Genomic DNA, 21,955 nt, shown 5'->3' on the forward strand with positions numbered 1-21,955 from the left:
CCTCTTAAAACTATGCTAATGAAAATGTTTATCGTACTTTGCGTTACCGTCTTTGCAGTTCAACTCTTTCTCCCTTGGTGGACAATTATACCGACTTCGGTTATCATATCTTATCTTTTTGATAAACAACCGTGGAAGGCCTTCGTCATTTGCTTCCTTGCAATTTACTGCGTTTGGACCTTGTACAGTCTGTATTTGAGCTATCTAAACGGTCACCTATTAGCAAACCGCATAACTACGCTATTTGGACTTCCGGCAAGCTCCTTTAATTGGATATGGATGGCACTGATAAGTGGAATGCCGGGCGGTATTGTTGCAGGTTTCGCCGGCTTATCAGCCCAATATTTAAAAAAAGCATTTTAATATTTTCGCTTATCTTTGTTACCTATTAGATATGTTGGACATCGACAAAAGCGCAATTTTTGAAATAAGCTCATCGGCACAGTTTGAGCAGCTAGCTTTACAGGTCTTTAAGAAGCAAGCATCGGAGAATCCTGTTTATAAGGCTTACTTGCAATACCTGAACTGCAAGCCCGACAGCATTACCCATACAGAAGAAATTCCCTTTCTTCCTATCGAGTTTTTTAAAACGAAAGAAGTGATACTCGAAGGGAGAACAAGCGAAGTTGTCTTTTCGAGCTCCGGAACAACGGGCATGCAACAAAGCAGGCATTTTGTTAGCGACTTAAGTCTATATGAAGAGAGCTTTAGAAAAGCCTTTAAGCTGTTCTATGGCGAGATAGAGAATACGGCTTTACTGGCTCTTCTTCCTTCTTATTTAGAAAGGGAAGGGTCCTCGCTGATTTATATGGTGGACGATCTAATTAAGTATGCGAACCAGGAATATAGCGGTTACTTTCTTTACGACCATGAGGCTCTTTATGAACGACTGCACCAGCTTCGGCAGGCTGGCACTCCCACCATACTGATTGGCGTCACCTATGCGCTGCTCGACTTTATCGAAACCTATCCGATTTCCTTTAAAAATCTGATTGTTATGGAAACGGGAGGCATGAAAGGGAAACGGAAGGAAATGATCCGGAACGAATTACATGATCTCCTTTGTAGAGGTTTTGGCGTCGATGCCATTCATTCTGAATACGGCATGACCGAACTATTATCGCAAGCCTACTCCTACGGAAATGGCCTTTTTGCTTGTCCGCCGTGGATGAAAATATATATCAGAGATGTAAATGACCCGCTCAGTATTTTACCCCAGGGCTTAACAGGCGGTGTAAATGTAATCGATTTAGCGAATCTCAATAGTTGTTCTTTTATCGCAACTCAGGACTTGGGAAAGGTGTTAAGCGATAATCAGTTTGAGATATTAGGTCGCTTTGATCAAAGCGATATCCGAGGCTGCAACCTGCTGGTGCAATAGCTCTTTTTTAATTCCAGTTATCAGTTATTGGCTGCAAGACTAACAACCAATAACTGATGAGAGTAACCGAGAACGGCAACTGCCGACGCTATTGCGCAATCAATAAAAAATAATTCTTCTTGCCCTTTTGTACAATAATGTATTTGTCGTTTACCAAGTCAGAAGGGCCCACTTGTTGTTCGACCGTCCCCACTTTTTCTCGATTGATGGACACGCCCCCTCCTTGTATCATTTTACGCGCTTCACCCTTCGAAGAAAATACAGAAGCGTGAGTTGAGAGAAGATCCACCACATTAATCGTATCGGTTAATTCATCTTTTCTGATAACAAATTGCTGTAGGCCATCGAAAACATCCAATACATCGGCATCGTCCATTCCGTTTAAAAATTCCAGGGAACCCGTTCCGAAAAGGAATTCAGACGTTTTAATAGCCATCTGATAAGCAGACTCAGAATGGGTTCTTATCGTTATATCTTGAGCTAATGCCTTCTGAACGACTCTTAAATGAGGCGCAGTTTCGTGTTCGGCGATAATCGAGTCAATTTCTTCCTTATCCTTTAGTGTGAAAATCCTAATCCAATTCTTCGCGTCATCGTCACTTGCGTTGAGCCAAAATTGATAATATTTATAAGGAGACGTTTTCTTCGGATCAAGCCACACCGCACCGCTCTCCGTTTTTCCGAATTTTGTGCCGTCGGTTTTCTTGATAAGTTGTGTGGTTAAGCCAAAAGCTGTTCCGCCATCCTGCCTTCTGATAAACTCGGCGCCGGTTACGATATTGCCCCACTGATCTGACCCTCCCATCTGGATCATGCAACCTTTATGCTTCCAGAGATAATAAAAATCGTAGCCTTGTATAAGTTGATATGAAAATTCAGTAAAAGATAGGCCGTTCTCTCCTTCCAGTCTCTTTTTTACAGAGTCCTTTGCCATCATATAGTTGACCGTGATCAACTTCCCAACATCCCGAATAAAATCCAAAAACTTAAAATCTTTAAACCAATCGTAATTATTGACCATTATGGCGCCGTTTCCCTTTCCGTCTTGATTATCAAAATCCAAAAATCTCCTCAGCTGCTTTTCTAAACATGAAACGTTGTAGCGTAGCGTATCTTCATCCAACAGATTGCGTTCGGCCGATTTAAACGATGGGTCACCGATCATCCCGGTCGCTCCGCCAACTAAGGCGATTGGCTTATGGCCTGCCCGTTGGAAATGAATGAGCGTCATGATCTGTGTTAAATGGCCAACGTGTAAGGAATCACCTGTTGGATCGAAGCCAATATAACCAGAAGTGGTGCCTTTTTTTAATTGTTCCTCTGTTCCGGGCATAATATCCTGTAGCATGCCTCTCCACCGCAGCTCGTCAACGAAATTCATGTCTTTTTATCTATTTATTTAAATCTCTATTTTTCCAATGAAAATGTGCAAACTTACCATTATTTTTTTATCAGCGTAACTTTTTCTCTATTTAATCCAAAGCACGATGTCCGCCTATTTCCATCCATATTAGTTATTGCAAACCGACATAAAAATCGTATATTCACAAGTCGATTGCGTAACGGCGGAATTAGAAAAAGGCGAGCATTTTAAACGAGGCAATATGAACTTCCTATCTCATTTTTATTTTGAAAGAAAAGTAAACGATCCCTATCGCGCTATCGGATCTGTACTGCCTGATCTTTTAAGGAATATGGATAGGGATATCCGTATTTTTCCCGAGAAAAACGTCGCATTATTTATTGACGAACCGCATACTTCACAAATATTAAAAGGTTGGTGTCGACACTTGGCCACAGATCGGTTTTTTCATAACAACGTATTTTTCCTTGAAAAAACCCAGCAGCTGAAAGCTTATTTATCGCCCGTAGTCGTCAACACGCCTGTTCGCGCTTCCTTCCTTTCTCATATTGCCTTAGAACTCCTCCTCGATCGTTTGTTATTAAAAGATAACTGGCTGCATGAAAACGATTTTTACGAACAGCTCCGAGAGGTGGATGGACAAAGTCTGTCTACTTTCCTAACATCGGCTGGCATAGCCGAACCGACTTCCTTCCTTACTTTCTTCAAAGCCTTTATCAGTGATCGATATCTAGGCACGTATCGTGAAATGGCGAAAGTAACCTATGCATTAGACCAAGTTTGCAAAAAGATGTGGCCCCAAGGCTTAAGCGATGACAAAAAGCTGCAGTTAACGGATGCATTAAACAGATATGAGGAAGATTTAGCGCATAATTATAAGTCGATCTTTAACGAAGTAGCCGATTATTTGCGTAGATATTACAACTAGCACGTAGGTTAGCAGAAACTCTGCTTTATTTGGGCCTTATATCGATGGAATAATTTTTTTTTTATATGTTTGGGCCATAATTCTAATTGCTATTTAACATCCAAACATGTATGGCTCATAAACTCTTCCGCAAAAAAACCGTTGAGCAAATCCAAAGAGACACTGATCATCAAGGAAGCGGGGGACTAGCAAAAGTCTTAGGCGTAAAAGATTTAGTTTCATTAGGCATCGCAGCTATTGTTGGGGCCGGCATCTTCAGTACAATCGGTTTAGCAAGCTACAACGGAGGCCCGGCTGTGTCACTGCTATTTGTTTTCACGGCAATTGCCTGTGTATTTACCGCCCTTTCTTATGCGCAGTTCGCCAGCACGGTTCCGGTGTCCGGAAGCGCATATACGTATGCCTACGTTGCCTTTGGTGAAATATTTGCTTGGATAATTGGATGGGCCCTTATCTTGGAATATGCGGTCTCAAACATGGTTGTGGCCATTTCTTGGTCGGAATATTTCGTCAGTATGCTGAAAGGATTTGGCATTAACCTCCCCGCATGGCTGACTACCTCTTCAGAAGGGGCTTATGACGCCTTTCAGAAGTCACAGCAAGTTGGTATTGAAGCGCTCAGCTCATCTGAGCGAATTGCGGCTGCCGCTTATCAGCAGGCCCCCCATTTAGGTGATGTACCACTCATATGCAATCTTCCGGCCGGGCTTATTACCGTTTTAGTTACTTGGTTGGTCTATATCGGCATCAAAGAGTCCAGAACAGCGAGCAATATTATGGTGATTCTCAAAGTAGGTGTCGTGCTTTTTGTCATTATTGGAGGTGCATTCTATGTTAAGCCTGAAAACTGGACACCGTTTGCTCCGAATGGCATGCAAGGCATCTTAAGCGGCGTAGCGGCTGTGTTTTTCGCTTTCATCGGCTTCGATTCCATTTCAACCACTGCCGAAGAGTGTAAGAATCCACAACGCGACCTGCCCAGGGCAATGATTTATTGTCTCTTGATCTGTACCGTCTTATATGTCTTAATAACGCTCGTGTTAACCGGTATGGTAAACTATAAAGAGTTAAATGTAAACGACCCTTTGGCCTTTGTTTTTCAATCAACCGGATTGAACTTTATGGCTGGTGTCATTTCAGTTAGTTCCGTTATCGCAATTACCAGTGCCTTATTGGTTTTCCAACTCGGTCAACCCCGTATTTGGATGACCATGAGCAGAGATGGTTTACTCTGGAAAAGATTTGCCAGCATTCACCCAAAGTACAAGACGCCCGGCTTTGCCACCATTATTGCAGGTATCGTAGTAACCGTCCCCGCTTTGTTTTTTAGAATGGATTTTTTTGTCGACTTAACCAGCGTCGGCACCTTCTTCGCTTTTATATTGGTATGTGGCGGTGTTCTGTATTTAGATCACCAAGGAATATCTGAAAAGTCCAAGTTCCGTGTCCCTTATATAAACGGCAAATATATCGTTGGATTTGCCCTTTTATTAACGATTTTAGGTATTGCGTTTTATGGGAAAACCGTCATAGCGGAGTGGCGCGCGCTTTCCTATACGGATATCATTGAACATAAATCGCTCACCATTATTTTCTGGCTGACATGGGCAGTCCTTGCTTTTTTTAGCTATAAACACGAATTTTCAACGCTTCCGGTAGCAGGTATTTTAGTAAATCTTTATTTGATGACGGAACTGGGAGCCAGTAACTGGATCATTTTCGCGGCCTGGCTGGTGTTTGGCTTGATCATCTATTTCATCTATGGCTATAAGAGGTCGAAATTAAACACCGCTAAGGAATAACCATTACGAATCATTGCTTATCGGCGTCAGTTCGGATGATACACACGGGCTCGGCTGCTTATGCTAGCCAGGGGTCATTTGTGTCTTCAGAAGGATAAAACCTTATTTCCAATAACTGCGCTTAATATTAATTTCTTTTGTGCCAGAAATAACGAGTGGCACCCGCTCAATCGTTACAAAGCTCGAGTCCAATCCAAAACCGCGTTCTTCCGATAAACTAAAGTTCCGCAATAAGTTATAGCCTTCCATAATGATCCGCTCCATAAAGCCGAGGTTATTTGATCGTGACACCACTTTTTCGAGCACTACAAATCGGAAATCGCCCACCATATTGTACTTTCTCAATGTACGATACCGGCTTGTAATTTCCACCTCCTGATTTTTCACTAGTTCCTCGACAACTTTACGAAATAGTAAACTGATACGCTGTTCCACCCTAAAGCCTAAACGAAAATCGATCCGTATCAACTTTCCTTTTATAAGATGATCCACCTTGTATTCATTCGTATATGGCTCGTCAGTGACGTCCACATGTACGAGCCAATAGACATCGGCGCGTTTTGGTTTTTTCTGAAGGATTGAATATACGATCTTCGACTCAATCTCAGATCTGAAATTAGCACTGGTTAGATACACGAGCTGCGAAGCGTAGCGCGGAACCGTTTCGTCTTCTGTCAATTCGCTTAATATTGGATAATAGTCCTCAATATCGACATAGCGCACAAAATTGTTCTTTATTTTTCTAGCCCACCACCAACATAACATAACCGCAAACAATACGCTGGCCAGCAATAGGGTCAACCAACCTCCATGAGCTATTTTAGCGCCATTCGCCACAAGAAACGACAGTTCAATAGCTAAGTAAACGATTAAGAACAGACCTATCAAATATCGAGGAGTGTGCTTTTTAAAAAGGTAAGCCACCATTAAAATTGTCGTAGCAAGAAAGGTTGTATTAATTGCGAGTCCGTATGCCGCCTCCATGTTGCGCGACTCTTTAAAAATGAGGATTACCACCATACAGCCTAACCATAAAAGCAAATTGACCGACGGCACATAGAGTTGGCCTTTTTGATTACTTGGATAATTTATTTTTACTTTTGGCCAGATGTTCAAACGAACCGCTTCGGCGATTAAGGTGAATGAACCGGATATCATGGCTTGCGAAGCAATCACCGCAGCAATCGTTGCGATGGCGATACCGATAGTGAGAAACCATTCCGGCATAAGCAAATAAAAGGGATTTTGATCATTTAAATAGGCACCTTGATGTTGAGCTAACCAGACCCCTTGCCCAAAATAGTTCATTAATAGACAAGTCTTCACATAAATCCAACCAACCCTTACATTGGACCTGCCGCAGTGTCCTAAATCCGAATAAAGCGCCTCTGCTCCTGTCGTACATAAAAACACGGCTCCCAATATCATCCAAGCACTGGGATGGTTTATTAAGAGTTTAATCGCATAATAGGGATTAATTGCGGCGATAATCTCTGGCGCGTCTACCAAATACCTCAGGCCTAGCACGCCCATCATTGTAAACCATACAAACATAAGCGGACCAAAGACCTTTCCGACAACGGACGTTCCGAAGCGCTGAATGATAAATAATAGAGAAATTATTCCGACGACAATGGGTACCGTAGGGAGCGCTTGATTATAGATCTTTAGTCCCTCTATGGCGGAAGACACGGTGATAGGCGGTGTAATCATACCATCTGCCAGCATCGCAGCTGCTCCTACCATAGCAGGGAAAATCAACCATCTGGCCCGCCTTTTAACCAACGAAAACAAAGACAGGATCCCACCTTCTCCCTTATTATCTGCCTTTAATGTTATAATAACGTACTTTATAGTGGTTTGTAACGTCAATGTCCAAAAAATACAAGATAATCCGCCATAGATCAACTCCGACGTGATAATGTCGTCGCCAATAATAGCCTTAAAAACATATAAAGGAGAGGTACCGATATCTCCATAAATAACTCCCAAACTAACTAATAAGCCCGCCGCGCTTAATTTGTGTAAATCTCTTGATTTTTCCACTGATTGAAGTTTTCTTATTTACGGAGCAAATGTAGGTATTATATTGCTAATTGAAAGTATACCCCGGTATCGTGCAACTAAAAACACGCAAACGAAAAAGGTTGTTAAAAATTGTTAAAAACTTCTTTTTTTTCACTTTGTTCTAAAAATTAAAATATATTTATTATACTTTTGTAGTCGAACTAACTGGTAGACACAACCTTTTTATGACGGTCCAGTATCCATGTTTTTGTAATAAGAAATAAAGCAGTACATATGGCATATAAATACTTTTATAGCATATTTTTCACGATTTTAAGTGTAGTTTTTACGCTAGCAAAAATTGATGCATACGCGGCGAAATACACCTTAGAGATGGACTCTGCAGCGAGTAAGCAACAAACGCCTTCGCAGAAGAGCCGTATTTCAGACCATAAAGATTATAAAACGAATGATCTGCAATTCGGTTTCAAACCCTTCTCTCCCGTAACAGGTATGCAAAAAGTTGCTGGTACCGACAATGAAAAACTGCTGAGTAATGTAAAGGTTTTCCCCAATCAGATTTCTGATCAATTGAATTTGTCCTTCAAGTTAAATAAAGACAGCAACGTTTCTATTAAAGTGATGGACGCACTGGGGAATGAAGTAACCACCTTGCTTTCGCAACGGCTTACTGCAGGCGAGCAGAGCAACACTTTTAATTTAGGCAGCAAACTCAATCAGGGATTTTACTTTATCCGCGTGGTTGCCGGTACAGAAACCATCGTTAAACGTATTGAAGTGCTTTAGACATAAAACTGTTATTACTTTTCTGATTCAAACCATCCGTACACTAAAAACGGGTGGTTTTTTTTATTTAAATTAAATGCCAAAAAATTCATTGCATAGTTTTTTTATAGTAGGTTTGAAACTATATTTGAGATACTACGGTAAATGACAAATGAAGCGCGAACCGACAAGGGGCATCAAAAAACAAGGAATAGATGCGCAAGCTCTTGCAACTTCATATAACTTAAAACAAATTTAGTCGAATGAAAATTATTGCCATTGGTAGAAACTACGTAGCTCACGCTCAAGAGCTCAATAATCCGGTACCTGAAAAGCCAGTCATCTTTTTGAAACCAGACACAGCGATACTGAAAGACAATCGGGACTTCTATCTTCCGGATTTTTCGAAAGAGGTTCATCACGAAGTTGAAGTTGTCATAAGAATTTGCAAAGAAGGAAAACATGTTCAACGTAAATTTGCCGACACCTATTATGACGCTATCGGACTTGGGATTGACTTCACGGCGCGCGACCTGCAAGCCGAACATAAAGAAAAAGGCTTGCCTTGGGAGCTCGCAAAAGCCTTTGACCATTCAGCGCCTGTTAGTAAATTGATCTCTAAAAGCGAATTTCCAGATATTTATAACATTAACTTTTCCTTAAAAAAAAGCGGTGAGGAAGTCCAGAGGGGCAATACGAACAATCTGATTTTTTCTTTTGAAAGTATTATTTCCTTCGTAAGCATGTACATTACGCTCCGGAAGGGGGATTTGATTTTTACAGGCACCCCTGCAGGCGTCGGTCCTGTATCTATAGGCGATCACCTCGAAGGCTATATCGAGGATCAAAAGTTGCTTGATTTTAATATAAAGTAATTACCGCCAATGAAGTTTTTTTATTATTTAACTATATTTCTTTATCTGACTTCTTCAGCAACTGCTCAGGAGTCGCGCATTCAACAAAAGCAATATCCACAAAACTATTTTCGCCCGCCACTTGATTTGGCGCCGCAAGCAGCAGGAAGTTTTGGCGAATTAAGAGCCAATCATTTTCATTCGGGCACTGATTATAGAACCAATCAAAAAGAGGGTTACCCGGTTTACGCGGTGGCTGATGGATATATCGCTAGAGCACGTGTGCAGATAGGCGGCGGCGGAAACGCTCTTTATATAGCACACCCGAACGGATATACAAGCGTCTACATGCATCTCCAGCGTTTTAATCCAAAAATCGCCGCTACGGTAAAAGAAAGACATTTTTTAGAGAAGCGCTTCGATATAGATTTCGCCTTGCCTGCTGATTTAATCCCTGTAAAAAAAGGCGAGGTCATCGCATTCTCCGGAAATACCGGCGGGTCGGCAGGTCCTCACCTGCATTTCGAACTGAGAGATACGAAAACCGAAGATGCTATCAATGCTCAACTTTTTGGCTTGACGATTCCCGACCGCGTACCTCCTACTATCAGCGGATTAACTGTTTACCGATTGGGAAATGACACATACGATGAAAACACCGAGCGGGAGCACTACCAAGTTTCTGGCGCAAACGGTGATTACAAAATTACGCCTGCAAAAACAATCGTCATCAACGGGCCAACCGCTTTCGGAATTGTTGCTTCCGACCTCAATTCTGCATCAGCTAATAGAAACGGCGTATATTCCATCGAGCTTTTTCTAGACGGAAAAAATATCTATACAGCTGCTTGGGAGAGCTTTTCTTTTGATAACAGCAGAGCGATTAATTCGCATATCGACTATGCTTCTTATATCCTGCATAGAAGACGAATACAAAAGAGCTTTGTTGAACAGGGCAATAAACTGGAAATTTACCATCGACTCCTCAATAGAGGCATTATTAACATCAACGATCAACAAAACCATAAGCTGCTTTACAAAGTAAAAGATGTAATGGGCAATGTCAGCACACTGTCCTTTGAAGTTCGAAACGATCCGCAATACCTATTGACTAAGAAAAATCGCGATGGAACCACTTTCTTCTATTATGGACAAGATAACCAATTTGAAAGTGATGATGTAAAGATCAGCATCCCAAAAGGTTGTCTATATAGCGATCTATACTTCAAATATGATCAAGGACCGCGCCCAAAAGGTGCATATTCTACCCTGCAGCATGTGCATAACCGAATGGTTCCCGTTCATCAGGGCTATAAGCTGGCCATTAAAGCACGTGATCTGCCCAGCCATTTACAATCAAAAGCGCTGATTGTCAACACGCAGGGCGATTCACAGGGAGGTGTTTACGAAGACGGTTTTGTTAAAACGACAGGAAGGGTTTTTGGCAGCTTTTATATTACCGTGGATACGATTGCACCTGTGATCCGGTCGCTTAACCTCTCCTCAAACAAAAATTTGAGCGCTTACAAAAGAATCAACTTTAAGATTTCGGATAACCTGTCGGGAATTAAATCGTTCGACGGCTATATTGACGATCAATGGGTGCTTATGGAATACAATGCAAAGACTGCTTCTCTATGGCATACTTTTGACAGCGATCTTACAAAGGGAAGACATCGGTTTCGGTTAAGCGTTAAAGATTGGAAAGACAATGAAAAAGTGTTTGAAGCGGATTTTATTAAATGAGATATAGGATATTAAGACCTAAGACACAGGACATAGATTTAAAGCCTATCTCGACACATACAGGTTTAAGACATAGAACTAAGGTTTTAAGTCTATTGATACTATGTCTTTATACTTCATACTAATATACAAATGAAATGAAAGAACTAAAAAAAGGCGATAAAGCGCCTGCTATTAAAGCCAAAAACCAAAACGGCGAAACCGTAGAGTTAAAAGATTATTTAGGCAAGAAAGTGATTTTATACTTTTACCCAAAGGATAACACGCCAGGGTGTACGACAGAAGCCTGCAATTTCAGAGACAATTACCAATCGCTCCTTCAGGAAGGCTATGAAGTACTGGGCGTTAGCATTGACAGCGAACAGTCTCATCAAAAGTTTATCGATAAATTTGAACTCCCGTTCAATTTACTGGCCGATGAGGATAAAAAGATAGTTGAAGACTATGGCGTTTGGGTAGAAAAAAACATGTATGGAAAAAAGTATATGGGAACAGCAAGAACCACCTTTGTAATTGATGAAAACGGCATTATCAAACACATTGTAAAGAAGGTCGACAATAAAAATGCTTCGCAGCAGATTCGTGAGCTGGTTAATAGCTAACAATTTAATAAGCAAATTACTGATGGCCTATGGCCTAAAGCTGCCGCTTACAGCCAGCAAATAACTAAAAATATTTATCTTAGCATCTTAAATATCGTTTAACACAAATTCATAATGAGTGCAGACATAGCAAAGCTTGAAAACATAGCAAAACAGGTACGTCGGGATATCGTACGTATGGTACATGGTTGCCAATCGGGCCACCCAGGTGGATCGTTGGGATGTGCAGATTTTTTTGTAGCTCTTTACTTCCATCAAATGGAGCACAATCCCAAATTCAATTTGGATGGCATCGGGGAAGATATTTTCTTCTTATCAAATGGCCACATATCCCCTGTGTTTTATAGCACATTGGCTCGAGCCGGATATTTTGATAAGAGCGAGTTGGCAACATTCCGGAAAATCGATTCCCGCTTGCAAGGCCATCCAACCACACACGAACATCTACCGGGGATCCGTGTAGCTTCAGGCTCTCTCGGACAAGGACTTTCGGTAGCGATTGGCGCCTCCCGTGCAAAAAAGCTAAACAACGACGATAAACTAGTCTATGTTTTAATGGGCGACGGTGAATTGCAAGAAGGACAGGTGTGGGAAGCAGCTATGTATGCGCCTCACAATAAAGTGGATAATCTTATTGCTACCATCGATTTAAATGGTCAACAAATTGACGGCCCGACTGAACGTGTTCTCTCGCTAGGAAACTTAAAAGCTAAATGGGAGGCATTTGGATGGGATGTTTTGGAAGCAAAGGGAAACGATATGGCTCAATTAACTGAAACACTTGCCGAAGCTAAGAGCCGTACAGGAAAAGGCAAACCCGTAATGATACTCATGCATACCGAAATGGGCTACGGTGTGGATTTTATGATGGGCTCACACAAATGGCATGGCGTTGCTCCCAACGATGAGCAACTCGCTGCTGCACTTGTGCAATTGGAAGAAACCTTAGGAGATTATTAATTCCCATATAATGGGCCATTCACCTCTCAATAATAAGAAATGAAAAAATATACATATACAGATAAAAAAGACACGCGTTCAGGCTTTGGCGCTGGCCTACATGAGGTAGGACAAAAAAACAGCGATGTGGTTGCCCTCTGTGCCGACTTAGTCGGCTCACTGAAAATGGATGCTTTTATTAAAGATTTCCCAGAGCGATTCTTTCAGATTGGGATTGCCGAAGCAAATATGATGGGTATTGCTGCCGGCTTAACGATCGGTGGCAAAATCCCTTATACCGGAACTTTCGCCAATTTCTCTACAGGAAGGGTATACGATCAAATCCGCCAGTCGATAGCCTACTCCGGAAAGAATGTCAAAATTTGTGCCTCACACGCTGGATTAACCTTAGGCGAAGATGGCGCTACACATCAGATCCTCGAAGATATTGGACTAATGAAAATGCTGCCCGGCATGACGGTGATCAACCCTTGCGACTATAATCAAACAAAAGCCGCAACCATTGCAATTGCCGAGCATGATGGTCCTGTTTATCTACGCTTTGGACGTCCCGTTGTACCTATTTTTACGGATCCAAACCAAAAATTTGAAATCGGTAAAGCATGGATGGTCAATGAAGGGTCGGACGTTACAATCATTGCGACGGGTCATTTGGTATGGGAAGCAATACAAGCAGGCGAACAGTTAGCGACCTTAGGTATAGACGCTGAAATTATAAATATCCATACCATTAAACCTTTGGATGAAGAGGCTATTCTAAAGTCTGTAGCTAAAACAGGTTGCGTGGTTACGGCAGAAGAGCATAACAGACTAGGCGGTTTAGGAGATAGCGTAGCGCAAGTGCTGGTAAAAAACAATCCGGCCCCGCAGGAATATGTAGCGGTTAATGACAGTTTTGGAGAAAGCGGTACACCGGCACAGTTAATGGAAAAATACGGACTTAACGCAGCCAGTATAGTAAGCGCAGCACAAAAGGTTATCAAAAGAAAATAAATGGTGTAGGTAACGAGGGTGTTCAAGAGTTTCACCCTGCCGTCGTCTCGACCGTAGAGCCAAGGGCTCAACGCCCTCTCATCACGGTTCGAGGTGACGCAGAAAAAACGACTTTTGGATAGCCTGTTACCAATCATCAAACCCTCTAATGGAAGATTCAATAATAATTGAAAAATTTTCTAACGAAAGAACTCGAAACGAGGCTTTTAACTTGTTGCTAAAAAAATACCAACAACGGATTTATTGGCATGTCCGAAGGTTGGTGGTAGATCATGACGATGCTGATGATCTCGTGCAAGACGTTTTTGTAAAGGTTTGGAAAAATTTAGCGAACTTTAGAGCAGATGCTCAGCTCTATACTTGGCTTTATCGCATTGCCACGAACGAATGCATCACTTTTCTCAACAAAAAAAAGCAGCGTCAAAATATATCCTTAGATGATGATTCTGCTTCTTACCTGTCTGATACCCTTACCACAGGTAGTTACTTTAATGGAAATCAGGCCCAGCTGAAATTACAACAAGCGTTATTGACTTTACCAGAGAAACAACGACTTGTTTTTAACATGAAATATTTTGACGATCTTAAGTATGATGAAATATCGGATATTCTTGGCACGAGTGTTGGCGCACTAAAAGCGTCCTACCATTTAGCTGTAAAAAAAATTGAGCAATTTTTTAATGATCACGATTAAACCTTTTCTTGTGGTCTACATCTAAGAGTTACTATGAGCACTATGGACAATAAACGTAATTATCAAGATGATTTAGCCGGTATAAAAGGGTTACCGCTCAATCCAAAGGATACGCCATTTATTGTGCCTTCGGATTATTTCAACACCTTGGAAGCTAAGATTAAGCGCCGTGTTGCCATCATGTCCGATGCAGAAGCTAGTTTCGAGGTACCGAAGCAGTATTTTGAATCGCTTAGTGACCGTATTTTTGCGAGGATAGAAAATGAAAGCTATCAAAACGACGAATTTGTTTCGCAAGAGGAAGTAAAAGAGAAACCTTTCATCATCGAACTAAGGAAAGAAGTGCCTACATCCGGCTTTGTTGCCCCTCCTCAATACTTTGACGTATTGAGCGAAAAAATCAAGGCGGCGGTAGATCCTCTAAACCTTGAAGAAAATACGAGAGAAATTTCGTTTCCAAGAAAAAAGAAGCGGTATATGTCCTTATGGATGCGCTACGCCGCTGCAGCCTGCATAACGATCGGTTTAGGCGTTTATGGCTTTTTTCAATATCAATCAAACAGCTTTGAACGCAAACTGAAAGACATACCGGAGAATGAGATTGTGAGTTATTTGCAATATTACGGAGAAACTGGGGATGCCGCTTTGCTCGAAGCTCAATTTGATGGAGTTGTTCAAATGAACCAACCAACTTTTTCAGAAAAAGATATAGAAGCCTACTTGGATTACAGTATCTAAAAGAAATGAATAAATTATTTTTTACATATATGCTGTTGCTTGCTTCTATCTTCACTGTAAAGGCTCAAGATAGAGACCAACAGCACCAGTTTAAACAAATTGAGGCCGCGAAAATTGCTTATATCACAAAGGAGCTTTCCTTAAGTCCTGCCGATGCCGAGCGCTTTTTCCCTTTATATAACCAATATCAAAGAGAAATGCGAATGTTAATTCATCAACGGAGAACAAAAACCGGTAAAAAGAGAAATGAATTAGAGTACGATTCGGAGGTATTAGCACTAAAGATGCGTTACCGTGATGCGTTCATTCCGATAATAAATGCGCAGCGAACAGCTAAGTTTTTCGAAGCCGAACGCGAGTTTAGGGAACAGTTATTGCAGGAGCTGAAAGCTAGGAGAAACGAATAAACTCGTTGTTGCCATAAACTTTTCTCAGGCTTTTCTAACGCTATCTTATTCCCTATTCCCTCACACTAGATGATCCGTAGGCCTTTTAGGCCATTTTATTCCTATTTAATCTGTACCTTCGAATCATTAAAACTTTTTAAAGAATCCCCATGCTAAGTAATCGGCAACTTTTCTTATTAAATACTGCGCAAACCTCTACCAGCCCCCGCTTAATAGAAATTGAAAAGGCGGAGGGACTCTATTTATATGGGCCTGAAGGACAAAAATATATGGATCTTGTTTCGGGTTTTGCAGTTAGTAACATCGGACACCGGCACCCGAAGGTAATAAGCGCTATCAAGGAACAGATAGAAAAGTATCTTCATGTAACCGTTTATGGAGAATTTATACAGGCACCACAAGTTGCTTTAGCTAGCAAACTGTTGGCGCAACTTCCGCCTTCGCTAAATAATGTCTATTTTGTCAACTCCGGGACGGAAGCAACGGAAGGTGCAATGAAAATAGCTAAAAAGTTCACCGGACGAACAGAGTTCATTGCCGCAAGAAAAGCGTATCATGGGAGCACGCAGGGCGCCTTAAGTTTAATGGGAGATGAAAAATATCAAACACCATACGCGCCCTTACTTCCAAATATAAGATATATCGAATATAATGAGCCACGCGACATAGCCAAGATAAGCACTAGTACAGCGGCCGTGGTACTTGAAGCCGTTCAGGGAGAGGCCGGCATTCGAGTGCCCGACAACGGCTATATGCGCCAAGTACGCGAGCGCTGTAACGAGACCGGCACCTTACTGATATTGGACGAGATTCAAACAGGACTCGGACGAACAGGTAAGCTTTTTGCCTTTGAACATTATGGTATCGTCCCAGACATTTTACTAACTGCAAAAGGCCTGGGTGGAGGCATGCCCATAGGTGCCTTTGTGGCAAGAAAAGAAATCATGGACGTTATCAAGGAAAATCCAATTTTAGGGCACATAACCACCTTCGGCGGGCATCCGGTTTCCTGCGCTGCTGCGCTGGCATCCTTGAACGTTATTCTCGATGAAAAACTGATGGACACCGTTCCGATCAAACATCAAATTTTTAAAAAACACTTGAAACATCCACTGATTAAGGAAGTGAGAGGAATTGGTTTGATGATGTGTATCCAGCTTAGTTCCTTTCAGCAGGTAGAAGCGGTAAGTAAATATTGTGCAGAAAATGGCGTGATGATCGACTGGTTTTTACACCACGAAACAGCGTTACGTGTCTCTCCGCCGCTTATCATTACCGAGGAGGAAATTATTGGTGCTTGTACTATTATTAAGCGTGGACTGGATAAAATAAGTTAAAGGGGTAACGTATTGAATATAGGGACTAAGGTATTAGGGCCAAAAGCCATACGGTGCGAGGCGCAGCCTATATGGTATAGGGGGTAAACCGCAGGGTATAGCGACGGTGGCGTAGGCGTAAGGTATAGGAAGAGGTAACCTGAAAATTATTTAAAGACTTGATAAGGGGAAAGTTAGTTATCGGTTACCACATAACCAATAACTAACATCCAACAACTGGCGACTAAACCAATTGTGCTTCTAACTTGCTAGCTAAGACGGACTTAGGAACCGCACCGATTTGTTTGTCTACGATTTCTCCGTTCTTAAAGAATAATAAAGCCGGAATGTTTCTAATTCCGTATTTCGTAGAAATATCTGAATTATGATCCACGTTCACTTTTCCTACAACCGCTTTCCCGTCATACTCTTTTGCCAATTCTTCAACAACAGGCCCAACCATACGGCATGGTCCGCACCATTCTGCCCAAAAATCCACCAATACCGGTTTGTCTGATTTCAAAACAACTTCATCGAAGTTGCTATCTGTGATTTCTAATGCCATTATCTTTTTTAATTTATGTGCTTACTATGTTTATTATCAAATATCTTACTATTCTTAAGTACAAATATAACCTTCAAAAGGTTTGCCAGAGCATAGCATCTGACAATCTGACACTAATTTAACTTATAACCTCTGTCGCCCGTTAAAGCACGTAAGTCTTGTAAAAACTCATTGCTCAGATGAACCTTCACACCTTTTGCCGGCATTTCCAAACTGACCTTATCTTCATAATCTAACAACACAAATTTGAGCTGGCAATTCCGAACTTCCTGTTCCTGTTGGTTCTTTTGGATGATATGCTGTAAACTATCTACGAATTTATTGTTCAATTCGTGAAGGGGTACCTGAATACTTATGGATTTAGCCATTTTATCGCGCAGCTCCGACAGTAATTGAATAGAGGTGACTTTAAACTCCCAATTACCCTGCTGCCTAAAACGCTCACTCACGGTACCTCGGATTTGCAAAAAATAATTTTCATTCATGAAGCCCTTAAATTTAACGTAGTCTTCCCCAAACAAAGCCATCTCATAGGAATCGCTATAGTCTTCGAACGTCATACGCCCGTACGGTTTGCCGGTTTTAGTCATGCCATGATATACCGCGGTAACCATACCTCCCACCACTAAATCTTTATTTTTTATTTTGGCAAATTCAGTTTTAATATCGTCCTCTCCTGTTTCCAGCGGATCCAACCCGCCGTCTTGCCCATTATCAGCATCTTTTCCGGCTCCAGCCTTCATTTTATCAATCAAGTGAAGCTGACTCACTTTGTGTTGACAAAAATATTCTAATTCCAGCCGATAATCGTCCATTGGATGCCCTGTTATGTACATACTCACAACATTTTTTTCATGTCGAAGCTTCTCCATTAAGCCCCATTCCGGACATGGGGATAACGTAGGTTCCGGGATATCAGCGTCACTTGTTCCGCCGAATAAAGACATAGCAGCGTTATTCTTATTATATTGATAGTCGTTCGTATATTTTATAAGTCGCTCAATACCGTTTTGTGTCACACCTTCGGGAACGTGAAAAAATTGCGCCCTATTTAAACCAAAACAGTCGAAAGCACCGCTGTATACCAAACTTTCATATACCTTTTTATTAATAGTTCGCGGATTGCTTCTCCGCGCAAAATCTGATATGGAAAGGTATTTGCCCTGCTCTCTATTACTTACAATGGTATCTACCGCACCGGCACCAACACCTTTTACCGCACCGATCCCAAAACGTATAGCACCTTGATCATTTACCGTGAACTTGTAAAAAGATTCGTTTACATCCGGGCCTAACACCGTTAAGCCCATGCGCTTACACTCCTCCATAAAGAAAGATATTTGCTTAATATCGTTCATGTTATTGGACAGTACCGCCGCCATGTATTCTGCAGGATAATGCGCCTTTAAGTAGGCCGTTTGATAAGCTACCCAAGCATAACAAGTAGAGTGCGACTTATTGAAAGCGTAACTGGCAAAAGCTTCCCAATCTTTCCAGATTTTCTCTAACACCTTCTCGTCGTGCCCTTTTTCAGCCGCCTGTTGAACAAACTTGGGCTTCATCTTGTCCAGCACATCTCTTTGCTTCTTACCCATGGCCTTACGCAATACGTCTGCTTCACCTTTAGTAAAGCCCGCAAGCTTTTGCGAAAGAAGCATCACCTGCTCTTGGTAAACAGTAATACCGTAAGTTTCCTTCAAATATTCCTCGCAGGCGTCTAAGTCGTAGGTAATGGGTTCTTCTCCATTTTTACGCCGAATAAAACTGGGTATATACTCCAAGGGGCCAGGCCTGTAAAGGGCATTCATTGCAATCAGGTCGCCAAAGACTGTCGGTTTCAATTCCTTCATGTACTTTTGCATACCGGGCGACTCATATTGAAAGATCCCCACTGTTTCGCCCCGTTGGAACAGCTCGTAAGTCTTCACGTCGTCAATCGGGAAAAAGTCGGGATTCAAGTCGATACCCTTGGTATGCTTGACCAGACTAACCGTGTCCTTAATTAAGGTCAAGGTTTTTAGGCCGAGAAAGTCCATTTTCAGGAGGCCGGCACTTTCTACTACAGAGTTATCAAACTGCGTAACATAAAGTTCGGAATCTTTTGCGGTCGACACAGGAACAAAATTGGTGATATCATCCGGCGTGATAATTACACCACAGGCATGAATTCCCGTATTTCTTACCGATCCCTCCAGCGCTTTTGCCTGCCTGATCGTTTCGGCGCCGAGGTCATTGCCATTTGCCAAATTAATCAGCTCGCGAACACTTTCAAGCTCTTCGGCTCGTAAGGCACTCTTCAGTGCTTGCGCATCCATATTGAACAACTTGTTCAGTTTCAGGTTCGGCACCAGTTTAGCAATTTTGTCTGCTTCAAATAGCGGTAAATCAAGCACCCGCGCGGTATCCCGTATGGAAGACTTAGCGGCCATGGTACCATAAGTAATGATTTGCGCAACCTGATTAGCACCGTACTTATTGATCACATAATCCATTACCCTACCCCTACCTTCATCGTCAAAGTCAATATCAATATCGGGCATGGAGACACGGTCGGGATTTAGAAAACGCTCAAAAAGTAAATCGTAAGCAATCGGGTCTATGTTGGTAATTCCCAAACAGTAAGCCACAGCAGAACCTGCAGCCGATCCCCGACCCGGTCCTACGGAAACACCGATCTCCCTCGCGGCGGCAATGAAATCTTGAACGATAAGAAAATAACCAGGATAGCCGGTTTTCTCGATCGTTTGTAACTCGAAATCGAGTCGCTCTCGTATTTCCGGCGTAATGTCACTGTAGCGTTTAGCTGCACCGACATAGGTGAGATGACGGAGATATTTATTTTCGCCTCTCTTTCCGCCGTCCACTTTATCTTCCTCCACTTGAAATTCTTCCGGAATGTCGAACTTGGGTAAGAGCACGTTGCGATAAAGCGAGTAAACCTCCACTTTATCTACAATGTCCTGTATATTGGCAATCGCTTCGGGAATGTCGGTAAAAAGCTTTTTCATCTCTTCGCCGGATTTGAAATAATACTCCTCGTTGGGTAAGCCGTACCGGAATCCCCTACCCCTGCCTTTGGGCGTAGCTAGCTTTTCTGCATCCCGAACACACAATAGAATATCATGTGAATGCGCATCTTCTTTATCAATGTAATACGTATTGTTCGTTGCAACCAACTTTACATCGTGTTTCCTTGCTAAGGCAATTAAGCTGCTATTGACCCTGTTTTCGTCCTCTTGACCATGGCGCATCAGCTCGATATAAAAGTCGACACCGAAAGTTTCCTTCCACCACAAAAGTGCTTCTTCCGCCTGGTTCTCCCCCATATTCAGCAACTTATTTGGTATCTCTCCGTATAAATTTCCTGATAGAACAATAATGTTGTCTTTATATTTTTCGATGATCTTGCGGTCAATACGTGGCACGTAATAGAAACCATCGGTATAGGCTATGGACGACATTTTCGCCAGATTATGGTAACCAGCTTTGTTCTTTGCCAACATCACAATTTGGTAGCCATTATCTTTCCTGGTTTTATCGGCATGATTGTCACATACGAAAAATTCACATCCTACAATGGGCTTGATGATTACTTCGGTAGGGGCTTCTCCCTTTTCTACTGACTCTTTGTTTTTTGCTTCAGCACTCTTATTATGATTCAGCACACTGCTAACAAAGTGGAATGCTCCCATCATATTTGCATGATCGGTAATAGCTACTGCAGGCATTTTATACTTTGCTGCCGCCTTAACTAAATTCGAAACCGAGATAGTGGACTGGAGAATCGAAAATTGTGTGTGATTGTGTAGGTGAACGTAATCAACCTCTTTTAGCTCTTGCCGGTTCGCTTCGAGATCTTTATGAGAGATGCTGTCTTGTTCGGCCTTTGAACGTTTTCTGATTTCATCAGAAGCGGCTTTCAGATTAACGTGTTGCAAACCGACCGCAGCAATAGGTTCCGGATTGTTTGTTCGGAAAACCTCAAAGTAATCCTCTTGAACTTCTAATTCTGCGGCTGTAAAAACACGCCTTTTAATAAGCTCTAAAAAACAGCGTGATGTGGCCTCCACGTCAGCAGTTGCATTATGTGCCTCAGCAAATGGCACTCCAAATAAATAATGATGAAGCTCAGTCAGGTTAGGTAGTTTAAACTTACCGCCTCTTCCACCGGGCAATTGCAATAGATTCGCGGTGATTTCCGTACAAGTGTCCAGTACCGCTTTCTCACCCATCGTTGTGGCAATCCCCATACGATGGAATTCGCAGCCCATAATATTAATGTCGAATCCAATATTCTGTCCGACAATAAACTTGGCTTTACTCAAAGCGGCATTGAACTTCTCCAAGGCTTCCACTAAATCAACCCCCTGTTCTTGAGCCAATTCTGTAGAAATGCCGTGAATCCGCTCAGCATCATAAGGAATATTAAAACCTGCTGGCCTGATTAGATAGTCTTGATGTTCAATCAAGCGCCCCATATCGTCATGTAACTGCCAAGCGATCTGTATACAGCGAGGCCAATTATCAATATCGGTAATAGGAGCATCCCAACGTTTCGGTAAACCTGTCGTTTCAGTATCAAAAATCAAGTACATAGCTAATAACTTTGGATTGAGCAATAAGACGTCACAAAACTACAGAAATTTACACGTATAGCCCAGCCGTCTTTTTATAAAAGTATCTACATAATGTTAGTAACTTGAACTCAACCCATTTGACTAGGGTTTAACGTAAAGACCATAACATCCCATTTTGGGTAAGGCGGATCTTCATTACTTTTCCTTAACAGAACACAGAGAAGTAACTTTTAGGC

Annotated in this window: 18 protein-coding genes; 14 read left to right on the forward strand and 4 right to left on the reverse strand. The window is 41.9% G+C overall.

Annotation, left to right across the window (positions count from 1 at the left end):
• The first annotated feature begins 18 nt into the window (after positions 1–18).
• Together EPX21_RS15390 and EPX21_RS15395 are read left to right on the forward strand one after the other, a co-directional pair.
• Positions 19–363 carry a hypothetical protein gene (locus EPX21_RS15390; RefSeq protein ID WP_134090583.1) on the forward strand — a complete coding sequence of 115 codons (345 nt, stop codon included), beginning with the start codon at positions 19–21 and terminating at the stop codon, positions 361–363.
• A gap of 31 nt (positions 364–394) precedes the next feature.
• Positions 395–1,381, forward strand: a complete 987-nt coding sequence (locus tag EPX21_RS15395; RefSeq protein ID WP_134090584.1) for an acyl transferase — start codon at positions 395–397, stop codon at positions 1,379–1,381.
• 88 nt (positions 1,382–1,469) lie between these two features.
• Here EPX21_RS15395 and tyrS read toward each other — a convergent pair whose 3' ends face one another.
• Complete coding sequence (gene tyrS / locus EPX21_RS15400) at positions 1,470–2,762, reverse strand: tyrosine--tRNA ligase (protein WP_134090585.1); 1,293 nt, start codon at positions 2,760–2,762, stop codon at positions 1,470–1,472.
• Positions 2,763–2,985: 223 nt separating this feature from the next.
• On the opposite strand from tyrS, the gene EPX21_RS15405 reads away from it, so the two are divergent.
• Together EPX21_RS15405 and EPX21_RS15410 are read left to right on the forward strand one after the other, a co-directional pair.
• Complete coding sequence (locus EPX21_RS15405) at positions 2,986–3,672, forward strand: hypothetical protein (protein WP_134090586.1); 687 nt, start codon at positions 2,986–2,988, stop codon at positions 3,670–3,672.
• Between the two features lie 110 nt (positions 3,673–3,782).
• Positions 3,783–5,474 carry an amino acid permease gene (locus EPX21_RS15410; RefSeq protein ID WP_134090587.1) on the forward strand — a complete coding sequence of 564 codons (1,692 nt, stop codon included), beginning with the start codon at positions 3,783–3,785 and terminating at the stop codon, positions 5,472–5,474.
• 102 nt (positions 5,475–5,576) lie between these two features.
• On the opposite strand, the gene EPX21_RS15415 is transcribed toward EPX21_RS15410, so the two are convergent.
• The gene (locus tag EPX21_RS15415) at positions 5,577–7,520 is read right to left on the reverse strand and encodes a KUP/HAK/KT family potassium transporter (protein WP_134090588.1); all 1,944 of its coding nucleotides are present in this window, start codon (positions 7,518–7,520) and stop codon (positions 5,577–5,579) included.
• 255 nt (positions 7,521–7,775) lie between these two features.
• On the opposite strand from EPX21_RS15415, the gene EPX21_RS15420 reads away from it, so the two are divergent.
• From EPX21_RS15420 to EPX21_RS15465, 10 genes are all read left to right on the forward strand, one after another.
• Positions 7,776–8,288, forward strand: coding sequence for a T9SS type A sorting domain-containing protein (locus tag EPX21_RS15420; RefSeq protein ID WP_134090589.1), 513 nt, complete (start codon positions 7,776–7,778; stop codon positions 8,286–8,288).
• A gap of 242 nt (positions 8,289–8,530) precedes the next feature.
• Positions 8,531–9,142: a fumarylacetoacetate hydrolase family protein gene (locus EPX21_RS15425; protein ID WP_134090590.1), complete on the forward strand. Its 612-nt coding sequence runs from the start codon at positions 8,531–8,533 to the stop codon at positions 9,140–9,142.
• A gap of 9 nt (positions 9,143–9,151) precedes the next feature.
• On the forward strand, positions 9,152–10,867 hold the full coding sequence (locus tag EPX21_RS15430) for a M23 family metallopeptidase (protein WP_134090591.1): 1,716 nt from the start codon (positions 9,152–9,154) through the stop codon (positions 10,865–10,867).
• Between the two features lie 137 nt (positions 10,868–11,004).
• Positions 11,005–11,469 (forward strand): thioredoxin-dependent thiol peroxidase, encoded by a 465-nt coding sequence (bcp, locus tag EPX21_RS15435; protein WP_134090592.1) that lies wholly within the window; start codon positions 11,005–11,007, stop codon positions 11,467–11,469.
• A 114-nt stretch (positions 11,470–11,583) separates the two neighbouring features.
• Positions 11,584–12,429, forward strand: a complete 846-nt coding sequence (locus EPX21_RS15440; RefSeq protein ID WP_134090593.1) for a transketolase — start codon at positions 11,584–11,586, stop codon at positions 12,427–12,429.
• A 39-nt stretch (positions 12,430–12,468) separates the two neighbouring features.
• Positions 12,469–13,422: a transketolase family protein gene (locus tag EPX21_RS15445; protein ID WP_134090594.1), complete on the forward strand. Its 954-nt coding sequence runs from the start codon at positions 12,469–12,471 to the stop codon at positions 13,420–13,422.
• A gap of 148 nt (positions 13,423–13,570) precedes the next feature.
• Positions 13,571–14,116: an RNA polymerase sigma factor gene (locus tag EPX21_RS15450; RefSeq protein ID WP_134090595.1), complete on the forward strand. Its 546-nt coding sequence runs from the start codon at positions 13,571–13,573 to the stop codon at positions 14,114–14,116.
• Positions 14,117–14,158: 42 nt separating this feature from the next.
• Positions 14,159–14,854, forward strand: a complete 696-nt coding sequence (locus EPX21_RS15455) for a hypothetical protein (protein WP_134090596.1) — start codon at positions 14,159–14,161, stop codon at positions 14,852–14,854.
• A 5-nt stretch (positions 14,855–14,859) separates the two neighbouring features.
• The gene (locus EPX21_RS15460; protein WP_134090597.1) at positions 14,860–15,261 is read left to right on the forward strand and encodes a hypothetical protein; all 402 of its coding nucleotides are present in this window, start codon (positions 14,860–14,862) and stop codon (positions 15,259–15,261) included.
• A 149-nt stretch (positions 15,262–15,410) separates the two neighbouring features.
• Entirely contained in the window at positions 15,411–16,598 is a 1,188-nt protein-coding gene (locus EPX21_RS15465) for an aspartate aminotransferase family protein (protein ID WP_134090598.1), read from the forward strand.
• 223 nt (positions 16,599–16,821) lie between these two features.
• On the opposite strand, the gene trxA is transcribed toward EPX21_RS15465, so the two are convergent.
• Both trxA and dnaE read right to left on the reverse strand, forming a co-directional pair.
• Positions 16,822–17,142 carry a thioredoxin gene (gene trxA / locus EPX21_RS15470; RefSeq protein ID WP_134090599.1) on the reverse strand — a complete coding sequence of 107 codons (321 nt, stop codon included), beginning with the start codon at positions 17,140–17,142 and terminating at the stop codon, positions 16,822–16,824.
• Positions 17,143–17,255: 113 nt separating this feature from the next.
• Entirely contained in the window at positions 17,256–21,737 is a 4,482-nt protein-coding gene (gene dnaE, locus EPX21_RS15475) for a DNA polymerase III subunit alpha (protein WP_134090600.1), read from the reverse strand.
• Positions 21,738–21,955: the final 218 nt, after the last annotated feature.

It is taken from the genome of Olivibacter sp. XZL3 (assembly GCF_004368405.1).
In the GTDB taxonomy this organism is placed as follows: Bacteria; Bacteroidota; Bacteroidia; order Sphingobacteriales; family Sphingobacteriaceae; genus Olivibacter.